This window comes from Enterococcus sp. FDAARGOS_375 (assembly GCF_002393265.1).
Taxonomy (GTDB): domain Bacteria; phylum Bacillota; class Bacilli; order Lactobacillales; family Enterococcaceae; genus Enterococcus_D; species Enterococcus_D innesii.
The window spans coordinates 830,987-856,370 of the sequence record NZ_CP023515.1 but is presented as its reverse complement, the minus strand read 5'-3'; the positions used below and the strand labels follow the sequence as shown (position 1 = coordinate 856,370).

Annotated in this window: 22 protein-coding genes and 1 pseudogene; 19 read left to right on the top strand and 4 right to left on the bottom strand. The window is 35.6% G+C overall.

Features of this window, described 5'->3' with window-relative positions; genetic code table 11:
- Nucleotides 1–355 precede the first annotated feature (355 nt).
- From CO692_RS05015 to CO692_RS04950, 13 genes and pseudogenes are all read left to right on the top strand, one after another.
- Nucleotides 356–625: a hypothetical protein gene (locus CO692_RS05015; RefSeq protein ID WP_002338247.1), complete on the top strand. Its 270-nt coding sequence runs from the start codon at nt 356–358 to the stop codon at nt 623–625.
- Nucleotides 606–2,450, top strand: coding sequence for a hypothetical protein (locus CO692_RS05010; RefSeq protein ID WP_096741728.1), 1,845 nt, complete (start codon nt 606–608; stop codon nt 2,448–2,450). Before CO692_RS05015 ends, CO692_RS05010 begins: the two co-directional genes overlap by 20 nt.
- Before the next feature lie 631 nt (nt 2,451–3,081).
- On the top strand, nt 3,082–4,053 hold the full coding sequence (locus tag CO692_RS05005; protein WP_096741727.1) for an Abi family protein: 972 nt from the start codon (nt 3,082–3,084) through the stop codon (nt 4,051–4,053).
- Between the two features lie 1,214 nt (nt 4,054–5,267).
- On the top strand, nt 5,268–5,450 hold the full coding sequence (locus CO692_RS05000; RefSeq protein WP_096741726.1) for a hypothetical protein: 183 nt from the start codon (nt 5,268–5,270) through the stop codon (nt 5,448–5,450).
- Nucleotides 5,451–6,178: 728 nt separating this feature from the next.
- Nucleotides 6,179–6,859, top strand: coding sequence for a DUF6998 domain-containing protein (locus tag CO692_RS04990; protein ID WP_002315125.1), 681 nt, complete (start codon nt 6,179–6,181; stop codon nt 6,857–6,859).
- Between the two features lie 137 nt (nt 6,860–6,996).
- Nucleotides 6,997–8,136 (top strand): recombinase family protein, encoded by a 1,140-nt coding sequence (locus tag CO692_RS04985; protein WP_025477256.1) that lies wholly within the window; start codon nt 6,997–6,999, stop codon nt 8,134–8,136.
- Nucleotides 8,136–8,561 (top strand): hypothetical protein, encoded by a 426-nt coding sequence (locus CO692_RS04980; protein WP_096741725.1) that lies wholly within the window; start codon nt 8,136–8,138, stop codon nt 8,559–8,561. The genes CO692_RS04985 and CO692_RS04980 overlap by 1 nt, the downstream gene beginning before the upstream one ends.
- Before the next feature lie 336 nt (nt 8,562–8,897).
- Nucleotides 8,898–9,119: a hypothetical protein gene (locus tag CO692_RS04975; protein ID WP_096741724.1), complete on the top strand. Its 222-nt coding sequence runs from the start codon at nt 8,898–8,900 to the stop codon at nt 9,117–9,119.
- Between the two features lie 53 nt (nt 9,120–9,172).
- On the top strand, nt 9,173–9,616 hold the full coding sequence (locus tag CO692_RS04970) for a restriction endonuclease subunit S (RefSeq protein WP_096741723.1): 444 nt from the start codon (nt 9,173–9,175) through the stop codon (nt 9,614–9,616).
- 3 nt (nt 9,617–9,619) lie between these two features.
- A complete protein-coding gene (locus CO692_RS04965; RefSeq protein WP_096741722.1) occupies nt 9,620–12,697 on the top strand; it encodes a type I restriction endonuclease subunit R in 3,078 nt (1,025 codons plus the stop codon).
- A 65-nt stretch (nt 12,698–12,762) separates the two neighbouring features.
- Nucleotides 12,763–13,047: a hypothetical protein gene (locus tag CO692_RS04960; protein WP_096741721.1), complete on the top strand. Its 285-nt coding sequence runs from the start codon at nt 12,763–12,765 to the stop codon at nt 13,045–13,047.
- Between the two features lie 131 nt (nt 13,048–13,178).
- Nucleotides 13,179–13,349 (top strand): annotated as a pseudogene (gene rplT / locus CO692_RS04955) (50S ribosomal protein L20); the annotation flags it as partial.
- Between the two features lie 195 nt (nt 13,350–13,544).
- Nucleotides 13,545–15,164 (top strand): ABC transporter ATP-binding protein, encoded by a 1,620-nt coding sequence (locus tag CO692_RS04950; protein WP_096741720.1) that lies wholly within the window; start codon nt 13,545–13,547, stop codon nt 15,162–15,164.
- 25 nt (nt 15,165–15,189) lie between these two features.
- Here the strand turns inward: CO692_RS04950 and CO692_RS04945 are convergent, their stop codons facing one another.
- From CO692_RS04945 to CO692_RS04930, 4 genes are all read right to left on the bottom strand, one after another.
- Complete coding sequence (locus CO692_RS04945) at nt 15,190–15,765, bottom strand: helix-turn-helix transcriptional regulator (protein WP_010750013.1); 576 nt, start codon at nt 15,763–15,765, stop codon at nt 15,190–15,192.
- A 444-nt stretch (nt 15,766–16,209) separates the two neighbouring features.
- The gene (locus tag CO692_RS04940; RefSeq protein ID WP_096741719.1) at nt 16,210–17,214 is read right to left on the bottom strand and encodes a PTS glucitol/sorbitol transporter subunit IIB; all 1,005 of its coding nucleotides are present in this window, start codon (nt 17,212–17,214) and stop codon (nt 16,210–16,212) included.
- A 27-nt stretch (nt 17,215–17,241) separates the two neighbouring features.
- Nucleotides 17,242–17,763: a PTS glucitol/sorbitol transporter subunit IIC gene (locus CO692_RS04935; protein WP_096741718.1), complete on the bottom strand. Its 522-nt coding sequence runs from the start codon at nt 17,761–17,763 to the stop codon at nt 17,242–17,244.
- A complete protein-coding gene (locus CO692_RS04930) occupies nt 17,764–18,156 on the bottom strand; it encodes a transcriptional regulator GutM (protein ID WP_096741717.1) in 393 nt (130 codons plus the stop codon).
- Nucleotides 18,157–18,419: 263 nt separating this feature from the next.
- Here CO692_RS04930 and CO692_RS04925 point away from each other — a divergent pair, with 263 nt between their 5' ends.
- The 6 genes from CO692_RS04925 (at nt 18,420) to lpdA (ending at nt 25,374) form a co-directional block, all read left to right on the top strand.
- Nucleotides 18,420–19,664, top strand: a complete 1,245-nt coding sequence (locus tag CO692_RS04925; RefSeq protein ID WP_096741716.1) for an NAD(P)H-dependent oxidoreductase — start codon at nt 18,420–18,422, stop codon at nt 19,662–19,664.
- Nucleotides 19,665–19,743: 79 nt separating this feature from the next.
- The gene (locus tag CO692_RS04920; RefSeq protein ID WP_096741715.1) at nt 19,744–20,691 is read left to right on the top strand and encodes a sugar-binding transcriptional regulator; all 948 of its coding nucleotides are present in this window, start codon (nt 19,744–19,746) and stop codon (nt 20,689–20,691) included.
- A gap of 56 nt (nt 20,692–20,747) precedes the next feature.
- A complete protein-coding gene (locus CO692_RS04915) occupies nt 20,748–21,749 on the top strand; it encodes a thiamine pyrophosphate-dependent dehydrogenase E1 component subunit alpha (protein WP_096741714.1) in 1,002 nt (333 codons plus the stop codon).
- A gap of 9 nt (nt 21,750–21,758) precedes the next feature.
- A complete protein-coding gene (locus tag CO692_RS04910) occupies nt 21,759–22,742 on the top strand; it encodes an alpha-ketoacid dehydrogenase subunit beta (protein ID WP_096741713.1) in 984 nt (327 codons plus the stop codon).
- A 10-nt stretch (nt 22,743–22,752) separates the two neighbouring features.
- A complete protein-coding gene (locus CO692_RS04905; protein WP_096741712.1) occupies nt 22,753–23,970 on the top strand; it encodes a dihydrolipoamide acetyltransferase family protein in 1,218 nt (405 codons plus the stop codon).
- Between the two features lie 15 nt (nt 23,971–23,985).
- Complete coding sequence (gene lpdA, locus CO692_RS04900) at nt 23,986–25,374, top strand: dihydrolipoyl dehydrogenase (protein WP_096741711.1); 1,389 nt, start codon at nt 23,986–23,988, stop codon at nt 25,372–25,374.
- Nucleotides 25,375–25,384: the final 10 nt, after the last annotated feature.

The window sequence follows — 25,384 nt, the reverse complement described above, 5'->3', positions numbered from 1 at the left end:
GACAGAAATACAAGATTGCTTTTATATCAACGATTTTTCAATGGATTTTTGAAAATATACCTCTCAGACTTCACGAAAAAATTTTTATGGGGAATTATCCACTTCATGTTCAATTTAAGGTGTTTTTTAGATAGAATTTAAGATAGGAAATAAAATAAACGTTGATGTATCAATGTTTTTAATGGTTTCGATATGTCTAAGAACGGAATAAGAAAATAAGAGTATTCTTATTATAAAAATACACCAATTATTTTTTGTTGTCCGATTATGATAGATTTACTTTACTTCAGCATTAGATGATGGTAATGTAAGGACCCATTTTTGATTAATATAATAATTTACGGAGGACAATTAAATGAATTCAAAAAGATTAACAGAAGAGGAATTGACTGAGAAACAAGAAAAGGTAAAGGCTTGGCTACATATTTTAGATAAAATATATTGGGTAAAAATGACTGTTTTTTCTAGAGCAATCAATATTCATAACCAAAACTTGCATAATTTTAGAAAGGGAAAAAGAGGATTAACAGAAGAAAAAACGGTGCTTTTAGAGAAAGTAATTGTTAGAAAATACGGAAGATTATTGATGTTGGAGGACAGTGACTATGAAAGTTTATCTAAGTAATATTCCGAATAAAGAAAAACCCAATCAGTATATGGTGAAAAAGATTTCTAATACGATTATGAATAATCTAAGAGAAATAACAATACAAGAATTTGCAGAAGAATTAGCAGTAAATGGAAAAACAGTGGTTTTAGCTGAATTATCAGAGAATAAGTTATCAAAAATGACGGAAATTCTTGGTCAAGAACTAGTGATGTTGGATTTTGATAACAAGGATGAGAATAATTTATATACGATTGAAGATTTAGAAGCCGATTCTTTTATGCAGGAAAATGCTAGTTTTATCTATCGAACATTTAGCGATATGTATTCTGAAATTGATAAGTTCCGAGTTGTCTTTCAATTGGATAAATTAGTGACTGATAACCATGAGATAGAACAGATTTATCAAGGGTTATTTAAAAAATACCCACAAGCAGATAGTTCGGTGGGTCAAACAAGTAGGATGTTTTTTGGAAGCAACGCAGGATACGAGATTATTGATTGGGATAATCGGTTAGATACTAAGACCATACTTGTTAGTGATGAAATTACAGAATCTAGTGATATAGAAATTGTAAGTGGGGAAATGTTGAATGAAGATACACCAATCTATTTATTGCTGAAGTATAAGAAATATGATTTGGTTAAACAAAAATTTGGCAAAGAACACAGCAATATTTTTCCTGATGATATTACAGCTTCAAATTATTTTAAAACAAGAGATATGCGAGAGTTCTTGGAAATATCTGATGAAAATCCATTCTATGATATTTTTCATGAAGAAGATAATCCAAGTGCCAGCGTTTATTTTGCGAAAGATATTCAAATTTATATGTATAAATGCTTTTCTGAAAGTCATCCATTTCATGGAGATATTGTGAAAGTATTAAAGGAATACTTAGGATTTCGTTCATTTTCTGAAGTGATGGATTTATTAATTGAAGTGACTGATAGTGAAATAAGTTATTTAAGTGAAATAGGTCAAGCAAAGCGTGATTATAACGATTTAAGAGACCAATTGAGATATAAACAATTGAAAAATAATTATCCAGAAGTCTATAGTTATTTAAATCGTTATGAAGATGAAGTGATTGAAATAATGGATATCATGTTCGATTTTACTTATCTGGATAAAACTACAGGAGAATTACAATATTTGAACTATTTATCTTTAGATAGAATCACAAAATATGTCAATGATAGGTTGCATAAGAAAAATTCTAGAAATAAAATTTCAAATATAATGAATTTAATTATAGTGATGGAAATGGTCACGAAGTTACCACCAGAGAGTATTCCTGTTGAGTTAAAAGAACAATTGATTGATAAACAACAAAATGATTCTAAGCAAATAAGAACCAGCAACGTTTATATTCCTACAATTGATTTAGGGAATGCTTTTGAAATAGCTAAGATATTAAAGAAAAATGATACAACTATCAAAAGCTTAGGATTCGAAGTCGTTTATCGAATGTTTGGATTAGAGAAGGCAAAGAAGGATTTTCCTCAAGCATATACCCCTTTAAAAAAAAGAAAATTGATTAAAATGAGTAAGAAAGATTCCAATCTACCTAAAGAGAACGTGGAATTTGAAGACAAAGTTACAAAAATACTTTTTAGGGAGTTAAAGAAACAGGGCTATGTATTTGAAGTAGATTTAATTGAATTGATAGCTAAAAAATTAAAGATAAATAAAGCAACAGCTAGGGATAAATATAATAAAGTTAGAGCTGATATGATAAATAAATATGATTTGGTAAGACATAGGAACAATATAGAAACTAATAACCTTCTAGAAATAAAAGGTAAATTTAGTTCTAAAGTAATTATTTATCATCAGTAAGAATAGATTTCAAAATGCTCTAATTAATATCAAGGTATTTTTAGAATCTAAATGAATTAGTTTTTGGATGATTTTTAAGAGAATTAGGAATAATCTTCTCTTAATTTTCATCTATTTTTTTCATTTTTTGGAAAAAGAGGTTAATAAAAGTCAATAAAATCAAGAGGTTTTTATCAATTCATTTTAGGGGTATATATTAGTATATTCTATTTTATACCCCTAAAATGAATCTCGATTTTCTCCTAGAAAAAGGGGATGTTTTTAAAGGTCTTTTTTAAAAAAATTCTACTTTTTTCTATAATATTATATACCGCTAAAACGAACTGAAATATTTCCCTAGAAGAAAGCGACTTTTGAGCAACTTTATTTTCATTTTTTTGAATTTTTGCTTTTAAGCATTGATAAGGCGGTGGTTTTACCACCGTATTAAACAGAGAATTATAGGTTCAGTAAAATAGCTAAAATTTGCTGCCTAGAAGGTTAGATGAAATTTTGCTAGAGTGAGAAATAAAAGAATAGAATTATTCTTTACTCATATATCAAATCAAACTATATTAATGATAATAAAAAGGATTTTTCATTGACAATGTAATATGCTTTTCGTATTCTTTGAAATAAGGAGGTATTTCACATGGTTAAAGGAAAAAGTACAAATGGATTGATGAAACACATTAGAGATAACCATAATGTTCGTATTGTTGGGAGTAAAGCGAAGAAAGAATTACTACAAATGGGATACTATCATGGATACAAAGCTTATCGATATTATAAACGAAGTAGTAATACATTTCAAATTAATGATTTTAATGAAATTAAAGCAATCTATGATTTTGATATGAATGTAAAATCGTTATTGTATCCATACATTATGAATATTGAAACAGCAATAAAGAACTACTCAATTGACACACTAGTAGTTTTAGGAGACTGCTCATTTGACAAAGTATATGAAAATCATTTGTTATATTATCGGACGAAACGTGTAGGTAGTGATGAGTATCAGGTAGAAATTAAAAGAAGACTAAATCTCAGGAAGAAAATTCAATCTACCATTTATTATGAGTATGGTAATGATAACCCAGTTATTAAACATTTTTCACATTCGGGAGAACCAATCCCTCTGTGGGCTATTTTTGAAGCAATTTCTTTCGGAACACTAGGGTACTTCATTCAATGCTTATCTGTAGATGAAAGAAGAAAAATATCGGAAAATATAGGTGTTCACCATAATCAGGATAGGCAAGCAGTGACACTTTACAAACATATTTATATTTTGAAAGGGCTTAGGAATGCAATAGCTCACAATAATATCGTCTTTGACTGCAGATTCAGTAATAATCGTATTTCCAATAATATATTGCGAAACTTATCTAGCGAGTTACACTATGTCGATTTTACTTGTGAAACTATTACAGATTATGTGGGTATTGTTTTATTTTACTTGAAAAAAATTGGATTTTCAAAAACTGAATTGAAAAGTTTAGTAAGAAAGTATAAATTATATATTGAAAAATTTAAGTCAGAAGTTCCGCAAAGTGTGAGTGATAGAGTATTAGGTACGAATATTAATCTCAAAATATCTTCTCTTGAAACATACATCTAACAAATTGCTTTACAAATATTGAATTAGATGGTAGGATATAATTACTAATTGCGGTATAGATTGACTATACCTAAGGGCGAATGATATATTTCATTCGCTCTTTTAATTTGTCTTTTTTTTTAAAGTTTTATATATATATTATTTAATTTCTTTGAATGAATAGTATTTCTGTTGAATAGTCTGTTTTTTCTCCTAATAGCTCTTGAAGATGTTTTCGATATAAATTATATACAAAATCATAAAATCGCTTAGAACGCAATTTAAGCAGCTTATAATTGATTCTGGTATTAATTAAGATGATTAAAAATTTTAAGACTCTACAACTGTTTCTGAGGCTAGTATTTTAAATCGCAGGAACTTTGAGTTACCTATGGATTTTACTTGTAGGAATTTTAGGTTTTAGTAATTAGTTTAAAACGTTGATATATCAACATTTAATATGATTTTTGGAAAAATACATATTAAAAAACACTTCTCAGATAAAAGTTAGTGAGTAATTCCCCACATTTTTTTCTTCAATGAATCTGAGAGGTGTTTTTTTTAAAATACATTGAAAAATCGTTAATATTACAGCAATCTTGTATTTTTGTCAACAAGTATAAAACCCTTGATAAATAAGGCTTTTTTGAGGGTCATTTTTTAAGTGATTTTTATCATAAAATTTGAGATAAAAAAAATCATAATTTTGAATAATCAATTTTAATGTTTGGCTACGATAAAGAGTATTTGCTAATGCTTTCATATAATAGTCGGTTGCAGATTTGTTTGAAAATCAATAGCTTCATTAAAGAATTGATAATGTTGAATCATATTATGGTTGATACTAATAATCGAACGATTATAATTTGAAGAAATTTCCAATCTACCAGCTTTTAGAAAATACTTTTTAATTTCAATAGGTTTGAAAATAGAGGCAATGCTTTTTTAGTGGGTATGATATTCATAATATCCTCCAAGTGATTTTCTTTTATTATATCAGATGAATTTCTGTTAGGAATTGGTTAATATACGTCTGTTTTGAAGCAATAAAACACCCTTTACTTTTTTATTAAATATAACAAATAATTAGATTTATATAAATAAGTAAAGTTAGATGTGGAGTGTTGAGACGACAGTTAAAATTGCAATTTAAAAATGACGATGATACTATAAAAATATAACATGAATATTCATTATTCTTGTATAAAATTTTATATTAAAGGAGGTCATTTTTCATGACAGATGGAGCTTCACAAGGACTTTTTGTAATCGTAGCGGTGGTAATTTTTGGTATTTTCGTATTAATCGCTTATATCTTATTCCGTGATACATTGCGTCCACAATTAGAAGGAATCTTCAGTAAAGCAACAAGTGATGCAGGAGCAAGCTTAAAATATACACCTACACCTGCAGGTTAAAAAATGTTCTACAAATTTGCAATGTAAGAAATAGGATGTTATATTATCTTTAGAGATATAGATGATAGAAAATGTCATTTTAAATTAAGAGAACAGTCTAGTCCACTGTTCTCTTTCCTTTTGGGCAAGTAGATTACTCTGCTTGTCTTTTTTGTATACTTATTGAACAAGAAATATTAAAATTAAACCAACAGCTATAGATTTTAAAAATTGAATAAAAATATAATTAATAGCAAAATGATACATGAAATTTGAAAAATCTTAAAATACATTATAGGTAATATAGAATTGAACCTAAAGCTAGGAAGTAAGTTTTTTCTTGTTATTTAAAACGTTGATTTATCAACGATTATTTAAGCAGATATAAATAGTTTATATAAAAAATACCTCCCAGATAGCTTTAAGTGTAGAATTACCCATAAAAATTTCATCGTTGCATCTGAGAGATATTTTTTCAGAAATTCATTGAAATATCGTTGATGATACAGTAAGTTTGTATTATTGTCAACAAGTAGAAAACCCTTGAATTTACTGTCTTTTTTGAAGGTCATTTTCTAAGTGTATTTTGATTAATTTTACGAGAAAAATTTTCGCTATATTTGTAGTAATAAAATGGTACCTATTCTAAAATTACTTTTATAATTTATAATGGAGGTAAGTCAAAAAATACCTTTTGATGAATTATAGAAATATAGTCGATATAATAAAGAATATTAAGGAGCAGTATAATGGCACTGACACAAAAAGAGATGATTCATTCGCTCTCTAAACTTCTAAAATGGCTTGAGCAAGAAAGTAAATGGGGAACGAATAGCGGAGAATTGAAATTTATTACAGGACGTATAGGTGAAATTTATACAGCAATAATGACGAATGGAAAAATGGCTACAAAAACAAATCAGCCAGGTTATGATGTAATTGCTAATAATGGGGACTGTATAAGTGTTAAAACAACCACTAGTGAAAAAGGAACGCATCATTTTAATTTCAATGCTTCTACATTAGATAGTGTTGATAGAGTGATAATTGTATATGTGGATACCGAAAAGTTGAATATTGAAATTATTTATGATGCTGTAATTGAAGAGGCGAAAAAGCTTATGATACCAGCCAAAAGCGGGAAAGACAAGGTGATTTCTCAAAGCAAAATTCTAAAAAAATCAAAAATACATAAATCAGAAAATGAAACTATTATAGAAGTTAAATATAAACAATTTACTGTTCAAAAACTAGAAAATGGTTCTATCAAATTATTTGAAAACTTTGAAGAAGTGGAAATAGTAAAACCAGTTCTCAGAATGATAGCTCGACAGATAGGAGTGGACACAACGAATATTAACGGAAACGAATTGAATACAAGAACTCTTGGAAATAATGTAATTAAGGAACTTTTAAAAGAAACAAAATAAATAAGCTTATTCTTTAGATTTATTCATAAGGTATAAAAGAATTAATTTAATTCGATTGGTAATTGTAGTCTATTTATAGAAAGTTGATTAAAATCTATGTATAATTAAATCGAAGGTTTTTCAATTTAGGAGTGAAAATCGTGAAGAAAAATGATTTTAGAGAGGAGCAGAAGTTAACTAAACAACAGAAGAAGATACAAGAAGCGTTTAGTAATAAACGTGAAGTAGAAGTTATTCCAGCAAAAATTTCTAATTCTTCTATACAGAAAAAAAGAGTAGCTGCATATTGCAGAGTAAGTACTTATGCCGAAGCTCAATCTGGTAGTTTCGAATTGCAAATACAATCGTATAAAGAGAAAATTAGGTTGAATCCCGAATGGAAACTAGTTGATATTTATGCGGATAGAGGAGCATCGGGAACCACTATCAAAAAAAGAGAACAATTCAATTGTATGTTGAATGATTGCCGATTGAACAAAATTGATTTGATTATTGTAAAAAGTATCAGTCGCTTCTCACGAAATGTATTAGATTTTATTTCAATTTATAGAGAATTGAAAGCGTTACCTAACCCTGTGGGAGTATTTATTGAAGATTTGAATATCAATACTTTGGATACTACTAGTGAAACGTTGTTATTGATGTTGAGTGTAGTAGCACAAGCAGAAAGTGAACAGAAGAGTGAAGCTATTACATGGTCGATTATTGAACGGTTTAAAAAAGGGTTACCTATCATTCCCACGCATAACTTCTTAGGATTTACTAAGGATAGATTTGGTAAGGTTGTTGTTGAAGAATCAGAAGCTGAAATAGTTCGTTTCATCTATAAAAATTTTCTTGAAGGAGTTCGGGCTGTTGATATAGCAAGTCTTCTAAATGAAGCGAATATACCAACTGTAGCAGGCAATAAATGGAAATCTTCATCAATTTATCGTGTATTAAGAAATGAGAAGTATTTTGGCTTAGTTATCATGCAAAAGACTTTTACCGTAGATTGCTTTACCCATAAGAAAAAAGTCAACCGTGGTGAGAAACCTCAGTATTTATTGAGAAATGGATTGCCTGCTATTGTTTCTGAAGATGAATGGAATTTGGTGCAAGAATTATTGCTAAATCCAAGAAAAGGGTTCAAAAAGAAAACTGTCAAAAATATTGAAAAACCTAGGAATTTTGTTTCTACTATTAAATCAGGTGTATTTAAAGGATTTATTGTGATTGATACGAAATGGACAAAAGAAGAAGTTGCTGAAGTATTGTCGAAAGGAGAACACCAATAATGAGTAAAATAAATTTTGATGATTATAATTTTGAAGTAATTAGTGTAGAAACGACTGGTAGCTATTTGTTGACTCTCAATAAAAATTCTTTGACGTTTGATAAATCAATTGCAGAAGCACTAGGTTATACAAGTCATGTAAAACCACTTTTGGATAGAGAAAATAAGGTATTTGCTATTCAAGCATGTAAAGCAAATTCTCTAAAGTCTATTCCGTTTTCAAAACCTGAAAGTCAACAAAAAGGTAGTATCAAGATGCAATATGGTGCAATAAGAAATATTCTTAGGTCACTAATGGGAGATAAATGGAAAGAAGAGATGAGGTATCAATTTAAAGGAGATTTAATACCTGATAAAAAAGCTATGGTATTTGAGCTAGAAAAATTTGAAGAATTATTACCGTTTATTCCTAGAAATAAGAATTAATTTAAAGACCCACCGCTTTATCATGTATGTAAGCAAAACACCTCTCAAACGCTAGTTCGAGTTTGAGAACAAGACTTTTGAAAATCAAGTAGCAGAGTATTGTTGTAAATAAATAAAATGAACTCAAAAAGTGATAGTTTTTAATGGTCATTTTCAAAATGTTACTCTCTATCAAATTATTTTTTAATTTTATTGACTATAGTTTGTTCATATGATAAGGTCCGGTACCGGTAGGATTTGATTCCTATAACACCAATAGCGTCAATATACAATCTAAAAAGTTGGTTTTTGGATATTTAACGCTATAATTTATTTGTTAAGTAAGGTGAGTGTACTGTGGCTAAAAAACGAAATTATCGAGAAATAGAACAAGATTTCCATCAGCTAATGAATAAGAAGTATTATCAGAAGCAACATAATGAAAAACTACAATTGTTGATGGATGAGTTAAAAGAAAACTATGATTTTTCAACATATACAGAAGATACTTCTAGAGCAATAGCTTTGCATTACTACATGTCACAAAAATTTAGAACTGATAAACCTAGTCTGTTTTAACTAGGTTTTTTTGCTGTCCAAAATTAGTAAGAAAACTGCTATAATATGAAAGTATGTATAGATGCAGTGTTGATATCAGTGATAAAGTTAAAATTGAGAATGGTGATGTTGTTTTTTCTTGGTCAGGAACTTTATTAGTTAAAATTTGGACGGGAGGAGATGCTGGATTAAATCAGCATCTATTTAAGGTCACTTCAAATAAATTTCCTAAATGGTATTATTATCTATGGACAAAGTTTTACATGAATAAATTTATAGGCATTGCAAAAGATAAGGCTACAACTATGGGGCATATTAAGAGACAGCATTTAAATGAGGCTAAAGTTCTTATTCCTTCAATCAATATGTTAGAGAAGTTTAGCAAAGTTTTAGGTCCTACGATTGATATGGTAACTGAAAAAGGTATTGAAAATTTAGAACTTTCAAATCTACGAGATTCTTTACTCCCCAAATTACTATCAGGTGAAATAGAACTAACAGAAGATGAGGGGGTGTAATTTTTGGCTGAAGAATACCGGTTCGATGAAAATGAGTTAGAATTAGTTGCTTTGCGTTGGTTAGAAGAAGTGGGATATACTTCTGTTTCTGCCAAAGAATTAGAAGATAGTGGGATGTCTAAACGGAAAGATTACAAAGAAGTTGTTTTGATAGACCGTTTGAAAGAAGCTCTTGTAACAATTAATCCTGAAGTATCAATGGTAGTAATTGATGATGCAATAAAGACAATTACTGTCCATAAACATCCAGACATGGCAGTCAATAATCAGACTTTTCATAGATACATTACAGATGGTATTGAAATTCCTACACGAGAAGGTAATCGCAATGTTACAAAACGCGTTTTACTATTTGATTTTAATGAGCCAAGAAATAATGACTTTTTAGCCGTCAATCAATTTATAGTAGAAGAGGATAATCAACGCAAAAGAACGGATATTATTCTTTTTGTCAATGGATTACCTATTGTGCTGTTTGAATTGAAGAATGCTACGGATGAAGCCGTGGGTATTTCAGACGCTTATAACCAATTACAGACATATAAACAAGAAATCCCTTCATTACTTACATTTAATGAATTTATGGTTGCTAGTGATGGTGTGCAAGCAAAAGTAGGAACTTTATCAAGTAATGAAGAACGTTTCATGGTTTGGCGAACGATTGATGGAAAAGTGGAACATGGAACAGCTAGTAGTCAATTAGAAGTGCTAATCAAAGGAATGTGTAATCCAGAAGTATTACTTGATTTACTTCATCACTTTATCTTGTTTAAAACTGATGGGGATAAAACGATTAAGATTTTAGCAGCTTATCATCAATACCATGCCGTGAATCGTGCAGTAGAAGAAGCAAAACGTGCGGTTAGCACTGAAGGAGATAATAAAATTGGGGTTGTTTGGCACACTCAAGGTTCAGGTAAAAGCCTATCAATGGTTTTTTATACAGGGAAGTTGGTACAAGAATTAAACAATCCTACTGTTGTAGTTTTAACTGATAGAAATGATTTAGATGACCAATTGTTTTTAACGTTTAGTCAATCAAGTGATTTATTACGACAAACACCAAAACAAGCCAATGATGGGGATGAGTTAAAAGAATTACTGTCTGTCAATGCAGGTGGCATTGTGTTTAGTACCATGCAAAAATTTGCACCTAAAGAAGGCAATCAAATGGATGTATTAACTGATAGACGAAACGTTATTGTAATGGCAGATGAAGCTCATCGTTCTCAATATGGATTTAGTGCTGATGTTAATGCAAAAGATGGCTCAATCAAATACGGGTATGCTAAATACTTACGAGATGCGTTACCTAACGCTTCCTACATTGGTTTTACAGGAACACCTATTTCTAGTGCAGACAAGTCTACAAAAGCTGTGTTTGGGGATTATATAGATGTATACGATATGACCCAAGCGGTAGAAGATGGAGCTACAGTAAAAATCTATTATGAAAGCCGAATCATCCCTGTATCACTTCCTGATGGATTAGATATAGACGATTTAGTAGAAGACATTGTGGAAGGTCAAGAAGATGATGTCGCTTCAAAAACGAAAACAAAATGGAGTCGGATAGAAGCTATCACAGGTTCACAACCTCGATTAGAAAAATTAGCTCAAGATTTTGTGAAACACTTTGAAACAAGACAAGAGGCTTCTTTCGGTAAATCAATGATTGTTACAATGTCTAGAAGAATTGCGATTGATTTATACCAAGAAATAATTAAACTTCGTCCTGATTGGCATTCTGATGATGATGATAAAGGGAAAATTAAGATTGTAATGACAGGCTCAAGTAGTGACCCAGATTATTGGCAACCTTTTATTGGGAATAAGACAAGACGTGATAAATTAGCGAAGCGAATGAAAGATGATTCTGATGAACTTCAAATTGTCATTGTTCGAGATATGTGGTTGACAGGTTTTGATGTTCCGTCTATGAACACGATGTATATTGATAAACCAATGCAAGGACATAATTTAATGCAAGCAATCGCTCGTGTGAATCGTGTATTTAAAGACAAAACAGGTGGATTGATTGTCGATTATATTGGGATTGCACCGAATTTGAAAAATGCTCTACAAGAATATACACCAAATGACCAAAAACAAGCAGGTATTGATACCCAAGTCGCTGTGAATTTAGTCAAAGAAAAATATGATTTGATTACCAATACGATTTTAGATAAATTTGATTATTCTGATTTCAATTCAACAGATTATACAAAAAAATTACAAGTTATTACAAATGCTGCAAACTATATTTTAGGATTAGATGATGTCGAAGATGTTAAGAGATTTAAAGATTTAGTAACGGAAATCACTCGAGCGTATGCTTTGTGTGTGACAGAAGAAGAAGTCCAACAATACAATGCTGAAATTGCCTTTTTTAAAGCTGTAAAAGTATATTTAATTAAATTAAACTTTGTAGATGGAGTAAAATCTCCTCAACAAATCGATGAAGAACTGAAGCAATTAATTTCTAAGTCCGTTGTAACGGAAGATATTGTGGATATTTACGATTCTCTAGGATTAGAAAAAGCTGAATTGTCTATTTTGTCTGACAAGTTTTTAGAAGAAATTAAAGAAATGCCACAGAAGAATCTTGCTTTACAACTACTTGAAAATTTATTAGCGGGAAAAATTAAGTCTATTCAAAAAACGAATGTTGTCCAAGCAGAAAAATACTCTGAACTATTGAAAAAATCCATAAATAAATACAATACTAGAGGAATTACTTCTGAAATTGCCATTCGTGAGTTAATTGAATTGGCAAAAGATATGAAAACAATGAAAGAAGAAGGCGAAGAATTAGGCTTGACAGTCGAAGAAAAAGCCTTTTATGATGTTATCTCTAAAAATTCGGATGAAGATGAACAAGTTCTAAAAGATATTGCAGTAGGTATCGCTAAAACTATTGAAGAAAATATGACAATTGATTGGACAAAACGTAGTTCTGAGAAAGCCCGAATGAGAGTTAAAATCAAACGTTTTTTGAGAAAAAATAAATTTAAGACAGATTTAGAAACCATTGATTTAGTGATTATACAAGCAGAGTTAATGGCTGATAATCTTTCATAATTATTAAGTAGAAAAGCTCAAAGGGAAGCATTCTAATTGCCAATAAAAATGAAAGGCAAGGTAAGATGACTATCAAGAAAGCTTTATTAGAACTTACAATTGTTGAAGCAGTTACTTGTGAGCAACTTGCCGATTTTTATGATAATTATCATGAAGATAAAGAATTTCCAGATGCAATTGATTTTCTAAGTGGAAGTATTGTAATAGATATGTGGCAATTAAAGGACGAATTGTATGCTTCTGAAGATTCACATGAGCTAGGTGCTGTGGAGTATATACAAAAACATTATCCCTCAGCAGTTTTATTAATAAATTTAATCCCTAAAAATAAACGACATTTCATTCATTAAACTAAGTATATTTGTTATTTAATCTCTGTTTATTTATTTTTTAAATAAAAATCAACTTTATCCTATGCCTGTTTATTTTTGATTGAATACCCCATTGAATACCCCTTAATGTAGGTAAAAATGAGAGGTTGCGTATCAACGCAGCGGCTCGTATGAATGGCTTAAGCTACTCAAAATTGATGCACGGCTTGAAATTAGCTGAAATCGACATCAACCGCAAAATGTTAGCTGACTTGGCTGTAAACGATGCAACAGCATTTACTGCATTAGCTGACCAAGCAAAAGACGCTTTAAACAAATAATCAATCGTTGGCAACAACGTTAGCCCCGCTCTTTGAGCGGGGTTTTTTTGTTTTTTCTCGATGACCGAAGAATGGTTTCTCACTATCTTTCATATGTTTCTTTCCATTAAGCGAAAAATAGATTATACTTTTGAAAGCGTTTGTTTTATTTACCTTACGATTTTTCCACGAACACTGCAGCAAAAGGAGCATACGATGGCAATTGATTTATGGCGGCATTTTAAAAAAGAATTGACGGTATATGTTGGGATTGGAATTGCGGTCTCATTTTTGAGTGCCGCGAATGTTTTTTATTTTCAAAAACTACTCGATTCATTTGGCAAGACACTTGATTGGCCAGTTGTTTTTATCTATGGGTTAACGCTAGTACTGGTACCACTTTTGTCCTATCTCGAGCAGAAACCAACAACAACATTGTACAACAGCATGTATTTCTATCTCAAAGAACAAGCTTTAGTAAAAATCAGCAAGATTGCCTATTCCGAATACTTACAGATCGGCTCTGGAGCACTCTTACAGAAAACCGAAGCGGGAGCAACGGCAGGCAGAAATATCCATTTGAATTTTTACGGACGCTTGTTTAAAGAATTGCTTCCCGAAACACTGTTTAACTTAGCTTTTATTGCTATGATCGATAAAAGATTGATTCCAGCGATCCTCATAGGCTATCTAGTGGTGTTTATCGTGACCAATCTGCTTTTGAAAGTTTTACGCTCTCTTAAAGAACGTGCGCTAGTTTCAGAAGAAACCATGAATAGCACCTTTATTCGCGGACTAACGGAAATGGTCACGTTTCGGATCAATAAACGGTTTGAAAAAGAGATCGCACAATATAAAAACATGTCTGCTGACACAACAGAACGTTTGACAAAAATGACGATGATCCATGAGTTTTTCTTTGGTTTTTTTGCAGTTTTAGTCGCATTGATCAAAGTCGCAATTGTGGTACTGGCATTTACAAATCAGATTACGGTCAGCCTGGGCGGTTTAGCAGCATTGATTATTTATGTGGATCGAATCTACACGCCTGTTGCAATATTTAACGTGATTTTTGTTCAATACAACTTAGATAAAGTTGCCTTTGCACGGTTAAACGAATTTTTCTATCTGCCAGAGGATAAATCTTTAAAACAAGGCGATGCATTGTCTGAGGCCATTAACTGCATCACAGTTAAGGATCTATCCGTCATACTTCAAGAAAAGCAAATCTTAACCGATAGCACACTGAAGCTGAAGCGAGGAGCGATTTATGGGTTAGTAGGAGAAAGCGGCGCAGGAAAATCAACGCTGGTCAAAACGATTTTAGGGTTGTATCAGCCGACTACCGGTGCAGTTCTGATCAATCACAAAAATTTGGCTGCTTACAACTTAAATGATTACTATCAGCATGTCTTTTATCTATCGCAAGATGCGCCAATCTTCCAAGGAACGCTGAAAGAAAATATCATTTTTGATAAGGAAATCGCAGACGAGGAAATCATAGCGGTATTAGAAAAATGTCAATTAGGCGCATTCTATCAGGCACTCAAGGGAGGACTGTCTGCTGAAATTGGAGAAAAAGGAGCCAACCTTTCTGGTGGGGAAAAACAGCGGATCGCTTTTGCCCGATTGTTTTTCACAAACGCAGAAGTCATTGTCCTTGATGAAGCCACATCTGCTTTAGACGAAACAACAGAAGAAAAGCTTTTTGCAGCGATCAAAGACCAATTGAAAAATAAACTAGTCATTATGATCACCCATCGACCGAAAAATTTGATTTGTACGGATGAGATCATTGAGTTGAAAAAAACACAGGTTGTAGCGGCTTCATCATAAAAGCAGCTGCACCCTGTATTTTTTGTCAGCGCATCAGTAAATGCGGCAGTGTACTAAGCCATGCGATGATACCGACGATCAAGGTAAAGACCACGACGATGACTGCTGTTGAAAGGAAATCTTTTTTGACGTCGCGCTTTTTTCTAATGGCATCGAGGTCTTGATTTTCCATGAAGGCAACGATCTCTTTATACGTTTTGATATTTTGGGTTTTCTTGATTTTTTCGATCTTTAATGCGGCATACATGGAGACGAGCCAAAAACATAGAGGCGGGACAATCCACCAGTATCCGGGTAAATAAAGAGCAGGCCCAACAGAGAGTGCGGTCAATAGTATAAAAAGCAGCATCATTTTTGTGTAACGATCCATTTCTGTTTTCTCAATCGTTTCTTTCATTTGTTCAACATCCCCTTTGACTAATTCATCTAAAGAAACATCAAATAGAACACTGAGCAATAATAAATTGTGAACATCAGGATAGCTTTTTTCATTCTCCCAATTGGAGATCGTTTGTCGGGAGACATAGAGTTTTTCTGCCAGCCCTTCCTGAGAGAGACTTAATCGTTCCCGATGTTTTTTTATTTGTTTGCTTAAGTTCATTTTATCCGCTCCTTCTACCATTAGTGTAGGACAATGTCTGCGTTCTAACGATCAAATGTCTTTGACAATGCCTTGAAATCAAGTGTCAAAATGTTTTTACAGTTAGGTTTGGGCTTTTTATAACAATATTATTTTTAAACTTAAGATAATAAGCAAAGGTATTTTTTCTTCACTTTGTTTTTTATTTGTATCGATCTTTCTCTAGTAAAAAAAGAGAATTTGAACTATCTAGTATCATCTTATATACTCGATCTTTCTCTATTATTCATCAAATGAAGGGGGAAAGAAAGGAAAAGAGAATATTTATTTTCCTATCTTCTGTACTACGATTTTTAACATAAAGGAAGAAAAATGCTTTTTAGCAGGAAAAGACCAATCTAGTAACCACGCTAGATTGGTCTTTTTGTAAGTTTAGCAAGATACTCGAATAAATAGGCGACTTCCTCAATACAACCCAAAACTAGCTAGCCAAGCCAGAATCACTGCTAAGGGACCAGTGAGTAAGCGAGAGAACAAAACGGCAGGGACACCGACTTCTACGGTGTAAGGCTCAGCTTCGGCTAATGTGAGACCGACAGGGGTAAAATCTGCACCGGCTTGAGAATTGATTGCAAAAAGAGCGGGTAGTGCCATGGCGGGAGCGATCGTGCCTTTGCCAATCTCTACTCCTAACAATACGCCGACGACTTGAGCAATGACGGCACCTGGGCCTAGAACGGGTGAAAGAACTGGAATTGAACAAATAAGAGATAAGATCACGAGACCAATGATACTACCAGATAAGGGAGTGACACCGCTAGCGATGATGTCGCCAATGCCTGTATAATTGATGATCCCTACTAACATACTGACAAATGCCATGAAGGGAAGAATATTTTTGATTACGATTTCGATCGTATCACGACCCGCTTGGTAAAAGATTCCCACTATGTTGCCGACAGAACGACCAAGGCGGTTGATGAAACCTAGAAGCCCTCCTTGTGATTCAGCGACTTTTGCTTTAGCAGCAGTGACTTGTTCTTTTTTAGTAGGTGTTGGTTCTTCCACTTTTTCGCTTGTTACCGAAGATTCTGTCATTGCTTCATCAGAGCTGTAAACGTCATCTATGGTGACGCCTGAGACAAAATTCTTTTCATTGATAAATTTCATCAACGGACCTGAAGGAGTAGTAGGATGGAGATTGACGGTCAAGACATTTAATTTGGGATAGACACCGCAACGGGCAGTCCCTCCACAATCAACAACCGCACAGATCATTTGACTTGGTTCCACTTTTTCTTTAAATCCGTCGATTGCTTCCACACCCAATTGTTCAGCAATTTTTTTCGCCACTGGATGGATACCTCCGCCTGTGATGGAAGCAACGACGTTTTTTTCAGTCGTGGGTTCTAGCGTTAGTGGACCACCCCAACCCTTCGTTCCATGTTTGACAATAACCGTTTTTGACATTGTTTTTCCTCCTCTTTCCAATGAATATCATTCAGTGGTTTCTTTCCACATCAGTTTCGTTAATAATTCTGTGACAACGCCTCGAATAGTGATAACAACAAGACCGACTAGAAAATAGCGGACAGCTAACGGCATGGTGGATAAGCCTAAAGTAGTTAAACCAGAAGCAATACCAGTCCAAACAAATAATTCACCGGCATTTGCATGGGGGAATAAGCCAGTGATGGGATGGACCAAAGAAACGGCTGAATCGTAGAAAGCCGGTTTTTGCTTTTCTTTCAAAAAACGCCCAAAGGAGTAACACATTGGGTTCGTAAGGAAAAAAACAGCGAGAAGCGGAAAAATACTATAGCGTAAAATGATATTTCGGGTACAGATTTGAGCGAACTTGGAAACGCGTTCCTCCCCAATCAGTGCAATCAGTGCATTGACGAATGTGAGTAAAACAATCAAAGTTGGTAAGATACCAGTGATCAAACCCACTAGATTTTCCCCGCCAGCATCAAAAATACCAATAAAATTTTCAGCAACCATTACTAAGAAATCCATTTACACTACCTCCAGTCGATTTTTTTCAGATTGAATCAATTGAATTGCTTGTTCAAAAGCAGCTTTCCTTCTTTTACTAGCAAGTAATGGCATTGCTTCCGTTGGTTTCTTTCCGATAAATTCTTGATGTTCTTTAAACCGGGCAAAGATCGTGATGCCAGCCATTTCTTTATAGGTCACGATACAATCCTGTTCATCTGTAACGACTAGTAGCACGATGCCACGACCTAAGTTAAATTTTGCTTTTGAGATTCCTACACCCAAAAAACCAGTATTTCGTTTTTTTAGTTCGTTTATTTCCTGCCCATAGTTTTTGTGCTGCAAGTGGGACAAGAAAATCTGAATGAACCAACAACCGGCTAACAATAAAACAAGTTCCTTGTATTCCTCCATCAAGTAATCCCTCATTTCTCAATTTGTTTGAAAGCGCTTTATAAGAAAAGCTTAAATTGTGAATTTGTGAAAGTCAATATGAAATTCACATATTCTTTATGTTGGAACATATGTTAAGTTTGTGAAGAAATGGGAACGTTAGGTAAAGATGCATCGTTCGCAGCTGAATTTTATTGGAAGCGTTGACAAGGGAATCTTGGACTACTAGTATAAGGGTGTATCATATGTTACGTGAAATATATTTTGTTAAAGGAGAGCTGAGAATGACTATTTATCAACAATTATTGGAGAGAGAAAATCACGGAATGCCAATCAAAATTGGCGTGATCGGTGCAGGTCAAATGGGCTTTGGAATGATTGCACAGATCGCGACGATCCCGGGAATGGCTGTGACAGGGATCAGTGATATTCGGTTAGATTTTGCACAAAGTGCGGCGGAAGCTTACCGTGCTTCCTGCACAAGCCAACATGAAATTCTAACAGTTACTGATTTCAAAGAGGTGATCTACTCAGAAGACGTTGAAGTGATCGTCGATGCGACAGGGGTACCTGAAGTAGGTGCAAAAATTGCGATGGAGACGCTTTTAGCTAAAAAACACCTTGTTCTACTAAATGTTGAAATTGATATTACGATCGGTCCTTTGATGCATCGGCTTTATCGGACTGCCGGTCTAGTGTATACCGGATCAGATGGAGACGAGCCGGCAGCGACAACCGAACTTTTTGAATTTGCGAAGTCTATGGGGATGGAAGTTTTAGTAGCAGGGAAAGGGAAAAATAACAAACTTAACATTGCCGCTAATCCAGATACTTGTCAGGAAGAAGCAAAGACGAAAAAAATGGCTTCTCATATGCTTGCTGCTTTTAAAGACGGTACGAAGACGATGGCTGAAATGAATTTACTGTCAAATGCGATTGGCTTTGTCCCGGATAAAGTAGGGATGCACGGTGTTGCTGGTGATCAAGAGTCCGTTTTGAAGGATTTGAACCTGCAAGAAAAGGGTGGCATACTGAATAAATTTGGGGTTGTAGAATATGTCGATGGCTTGGCTCCAGGTGTTTTTGTAATCGTCAAAGGTCAAAATGAAGGAGTCAAACATGAACTGAATTATTTGATGCAAAAAGAAGGAGATCATCATCTCTTGTATAGACCCTTCCACTTAGCAAGCTTAGAAACACCTATCACCATTGCAAAAGCTGTCTTGCAAAAAGATCATGCGATCGTTCCATTAGGGGCACCAATTTCTGAAACAGTAGCTGTTGCGAAAAAGACAATTAAACCAGGGGAGCGTTTAGATGGGATCGGCGGATATTGTGTGCGTGGAGTTTTAGAAACCCATGCCGACATGACAACAGAAGGACATATCCCGATTGGTTTGATTTCAGGAGAAGTAGTAGCAAAACGCACCATCGAAGCAGGCACATTTTTGACAGAAGACGATGTGGAGTTAGACCAATCAACAACCGTCTGGAAGCTTAGAAAATTACAAGATAGCACCTTTGCGTAATTCTTTTTTGAAAATCGCCGTTTTAAAACGTGTTAAAATCAATAGTAATAAAGTATTTATACTATTGGAGGAAAAATAAATGGGCTACTCGGATGATAAACGATTACTTGTAGAATTGGCATCAATGTATTACAACGAAGGAGCAAAACAAGAAGAAATCGCCAAAAAGTTTAGTATCAGCCGCTCACTGGTCTCTAAGTATTTAGCGAAAGCACGTAGTTTAGGATTAGTAGAAATCATCATCCATGATGAATTGCTGCACCCATTTCAACAACTTGAACAAAACATTCAGCGACAATATGGACTAAAAGAGGTCATTTGTGTTCCATCAACCGGAGAAGAATCTTTAAACAAACGATTAGGCATTGCGGCAGCAAAATACCTGACGCGCATCACTAAAGCAGATGCGACAATTGCGATTTCTGCTGGAACTACGATCCATGAAGCAGCCGTCAATTTTTCTGCAAAAAACCATTTACCAAATGTGCGCTTTATCCCCTTAGTAGGTGGACTAGGCAGAGAACACGCAACTTTACAAGCCAATGTTCTTTGTGAACTTTTCGCAAGTAAGTGTGGTGCAGTTGCAGTGGAATTACATGCGCCAATCACGGTGGATTCAGCAGAGGCTCGAGAGGTCTTCTTGAATCAATCCTTTATAAAAAATGTGTTTGAAAAAGCAAGAAATGCCGATATTTCTTTGGTGGGAATCGGTGGGACGCCTGTCTATTCGACCATGACAAAAGCTTATCTTGCGAAAGAAGAGGGCATGAAGCTTGAGTTTACCAATGGGACGATCGTCGGCGATATTTGTTATAACTTTATCGACGAAGCGGGCGCACTAGTAGATTGTGAATGGAACAAACGAGTATTGTCACTGGAGGTGGCGGATCTAAAAAGGATTCCTTTAAAGATTGCTGCAGCGGGTGGAAAGGATAAAGTGAAAGGCATTAAAGCAGCCTTAACTGGTGACTGGGTTGATGTGCTGATTACGGATGAAGACACCGCAAAGGCTCTGTTGAATGGGTAGAGTGAGTCCTCGTGCTGCTTAGATGAACTTTTAGGCAAAACAAAAGGAGAAAACAAATGGAAAAAACGAAGCATCTTTCGATTGAGAATAGTGCAAATCTCTCAAATGAAACATTTAAAGAGATTTTTTACAAAATGTGGGAAATTCGCTTTTTTGATGAAAAAGTAGATGAACTGTTTGCTCGAGGCTTGATCCATGGAACGACCCATTTGGCTGTAGGGCAAGAAGCGACTGCTGCAGGAAGCAGTGCCGTCTTAAAAAAGACCGATTGGATTACCTCGACCCATCGCGGGCATGGACATACACTTGCCAAAGGAACCAATGTCAATGAAATGATGGCGGAATTGTTTGGGAGAACCACAGGGACGAATAAAGGCAAAGGCGGCTCAATGCATATCGCTGATTTGGATACTGGAAATTTGGGTGCAAACGGTATTGTTGGCGGTGGGTTTCCGATTGCCGTCGGCGCAGCTCTGACCTCGAAAATGAAAAAGACGAAACAAGTCGCTTTGTCATACGGGGGCGATGGATCTACCAATGAAGGAAGTTTTCACGAAGCAGTCAATTTGGCTTCGATCTGGGATCTACCGGTAGTCTTTTTTATTGAGAATAATAAATATGGTATGAGCGGTTCTGTTGAAAAAATGACGAACATCCAACAGTTATCAGAGCGAGCAAAGGCCTACGGAATTGAAGGGATCACAATTGATGGAAACAATCTGATAGAAGTGATCGAGACCACCTATCAAGCAGTTGAAAAAGCTCGGCGCGGCGAAGGACCGACATTGATCGAAGCTATGACCTATCGTTGGAAGGGACATTCGAAATCAGACGCGAAAAAATACCGGACCAAGCAAGAAGAAGAGCAGTGGCGCAAAGAAAAAGACCCAATCCAACAAGCCAAAACAACCTTGATCTCAGCGGGAATTTTTACTGAAGATGAGGCAGAGGAAATTCGAAAAAAAGCCAAACAAGCCATCAATGATGCAGTGACCTTTGGTGAAAACAGTCCCGTCGTTGCCGTGGAAACGATGTTTGAAGATGTATATGCAGAGTAGGAGGACATCATGAGAGAAATTACTTATGCGGAAGCCGTGAGAGAAGCTCTTTCGGAAGCAATGCGAGAAGACGAAGCTGTGTTCATGTTAGGGGAAGATATCGGTGTTTATGGAGGCGCTTTCGGCGTTAGCCGTGGGATGGTGGAAGAATTTGGCGAGGAGCGGATTCGATCCACCCCAATTTCTGAATCAGCAATTGCAGGTGCGGCAGTTGGCTCAGCTATGACGGGCATGAGACCGATTTTTGAAATTCAATTTTCTGATTTCATTACGATCGCCCTCGATCAAATTGTAAACCAAGCAGCAAAAATTCGTTATATGTATGGTGGAAAAGCACGAATTCCTCTTGTAATGAGAACCCCCGGTGGTTCAGGAACTGGAGCAGCAGCGCAGCATTCCCAAAGCTTAGAAAACTGGACGGCTCATATCCCTGGCTTAAAGGTGATCCAGCCAGCAACGGCTTATGACGCCAAAGGCTTACTGCATGCAGCGATTGAGGATGATAATCCAGTAATGTTCTATGAACACAAACTATGTTTTCGAACCTCGTCGGATGTGCCGCAGGAAAAATATACGATCCCTATTGGGGTTGCGGATATTAAAAAAGTAGGAACAGATATTACCGTCGTGGCTACAGGAATTATGGTGCATAAAGCATTAGCTGCAGCGGATATTTTACAAGAGAAAAATATCAGTATTGAAATTGTCGACCCTCGAACATTGGTGCCTTTAGATAAACAAACCATCATCGATTCAGTGATGAAGACTGGGCGTGCGGTGGTCGTGACCGAAGCAGTCAAACGCAGTGGTTTCAGCGCTGAATTAGCAAGTGTGATCTCAGAAAGCGAGTCTTTTGACTTTTTAGATGCGCCAATCGTTCGCTTAGCAGGTGCAGAGATTCCGATGCCGTATCATCCTGACTTAGAGAAAAAAGCAGTACCACAAGTTGAGGATATTGTTGAAGCATGTTGCAAACTGATGGCGGATAAATAGGAGGGAAAGTATGGCACATGAGGTTTTGATGCCTAAATTAAGCTCAACGATGACTGAGGGAACCATTACGACTTGGCTAAAAAATGAAGGCGATACCATTGCGATCGGTGATCCAATCTTTGAAGTAATGACAGATAAAATCGCCATTGAAGTAGAAGCCTATGAAGAGGGGATTCTCTTAAAGAAATACTTAGCTGATGGGGAGAGTGCGCCCGTTAATTCAATTATTGCTTATATAGGAGCAGCAAATGAAACGGTCCCACCTCAGATGCCTTCAAGCGAAGCAACTCAACCAGACCAAGCTAAGCAGAACCAAACAAATACAGAAACTGAAAAGACAGCACCTCGTACCAATGATCAAATGATGCGTACCATACGGGCAACTCCTTCGGCTAGACGTTTGGCAAGAGAGCGTGGGATCGATTTGACTACGGTTCAAGGAAGTGGACCGAAAGGCAGGATCCAAGCTTTGGATATTAAGGCCATCAATAAACAACCAACTGTCGAACCACAGATTGAGGAAGTGGTATCTGAGAGTGCGCTCATTCCATGGAGTCCGTTACGAAAAGCAATTGCAGAGAAAATGGTAGCGAGCAAAACGACCATCCCCCATGTCACCATGACAGCGGAAGTCAACTTGACGAAAGTTATTGACCTACGAAATCAGCTGTTACCGATGATCGAACAAAGAACAGGTGAACGTCTTTCTTATCTGGAAATTTTTGCCAAAGCAACCATGATTGCCTTGAAGGATTTTCCGCTATTCAATGCCCACGCCACGGATGAGGGGATCAAACGGTTTTCAGCGATTCATCTTGGAATTGCCGTTGCTCTTTCAGAGGGATTAGTCGTTCCGGTCATTTCATCAGCTGATCAGCTCGGTCTAGCTGATTTGACCACGGCAATCAAAGAGAAAACGAGAAAAGCTCGTGAAGGAACATTGACGAATGCCGAAATGTCTGGTGGTACGTTTACGATCAGTTCATTAGGAAAAACAAAGGTCAAGCAGTTTACGCCGATTATCAATAAACCAGAAGTAGCGATCTTGGGCATCGGTGGGATTTATGAAAAAGCTATCTTCAATCAGACTGCTGTCGAAGTGAAAAACCAATCCTTTGTTGAACTGAATCTTTCATTTGATCATCGTGTCGTAGATGGGGCACCAGCAGCTGCATTTTTAACAAAAATCGTGACGTTACTAGAAGATCCACTAGGCTTCTTATTGTAGAAAGTGGGGGAACTTATGGAATATAACACAGATACCTTGGTCATCGGATCTGGTCCTGGCGGGTATGTGGCAGCGATTCGGGCGGCGCAATTAGGTCAACAAGTCACGATCGTAGAAAGCAATGCTATCGGTGGGGTCTGTTTAAATGTGGGATGCATTCCTTCTAAGGCACTGATCCATGCCGGACACGTCTATCAAGAATCAAAACATAGCCATTATCTTGGAATAACCAATCAGCAGACAACGTTAGATTTTCAGACACTCCAGAAATGGAAGGATGAAACCGTCGTCCAAAAGCTCACTTCGGGCATTCGTGGACTGCTACTCAAAAATAAAGTTCAAATCGTTAAAGGTTATGCCCGGTTTCTTTCACCAAATCAAGTAGAAATCAAAGGTAAGGGAGAAAAAATCATTCAGTTCAAGCAGGCGATCATCGCCACAGGAAGTCGCCCAATCGAGATTCCCGGCTTTGCATTCGGCGGCAGAATTTTGGACTCTACCGGGGCATTGTCTTTAAAAGAAGTGCCAAAAAAGTTGGTGATTATTGGTGGCGGTGTGATTGGCACTGAACTCGGAAGTGCCTATGCAGATTTAGGCGCAGATGTCACGATACTGGAAGGATCGGAGCAACTGCTTCCTTCTTACGAAAAAGACTTAGTGGCGGTGGTCGAAGCGTCCTTTGCTAAAAAAGGGATTAAAATAGTAACAGGTGCAATGGCAAAATCAGTAAAAAGCCATGATACAGGTGTGGAAGTCACGGTTCGTGTCAATCAAAATGAAACAATACTAACGGCTGATTACGTACTGGTCACAGTGGGACGCAAACCAAATACAGAAAATCTTGGTTTAGCTCAGGCGAAGATCGAGACAGGAACGAACGGCTGGATACATGTCAATCAAAAATATCAAACGTCACAAGCCCACATTTATGCCATCGGTGATGTTATTGAAGGACCAGCACTTGCTCATAAAGCGAGTTATGATGCGAAGATAGCTGCAGAAGTCATCAGCGGGAAAAACGTAGCAAAAGATTACCGAGCCATTCCTGCAATTTGTTTTACAGATCCAGAAATCGCTACTGTAGGCAAAACTTTAGCAGAAGCGAAGACTCAAGGACTGGCAGCTGATACTGCGAGCTTTCCATTTCAGGCAAATGGTCGTGCTTTGTCACTGAACACCTACGAAGGCTTTGTTCGCTTAGTCTTTGATAAAGACTCAGAAGTAGTCATTGGTGGACAAATCGTGGGACCTGGAGCTAGTGATTTGATCGCTGAAATCACGTTGGCGATTGAATCAGGACTCGCGTTAGAAGATATTGCGCTGACGATCCATGGACATCCAACACTTTCGGAAGTTATAATGGATACAACAGAATTGGCATTAGGTCTACCTATTCATCTATAACGAATAAGTG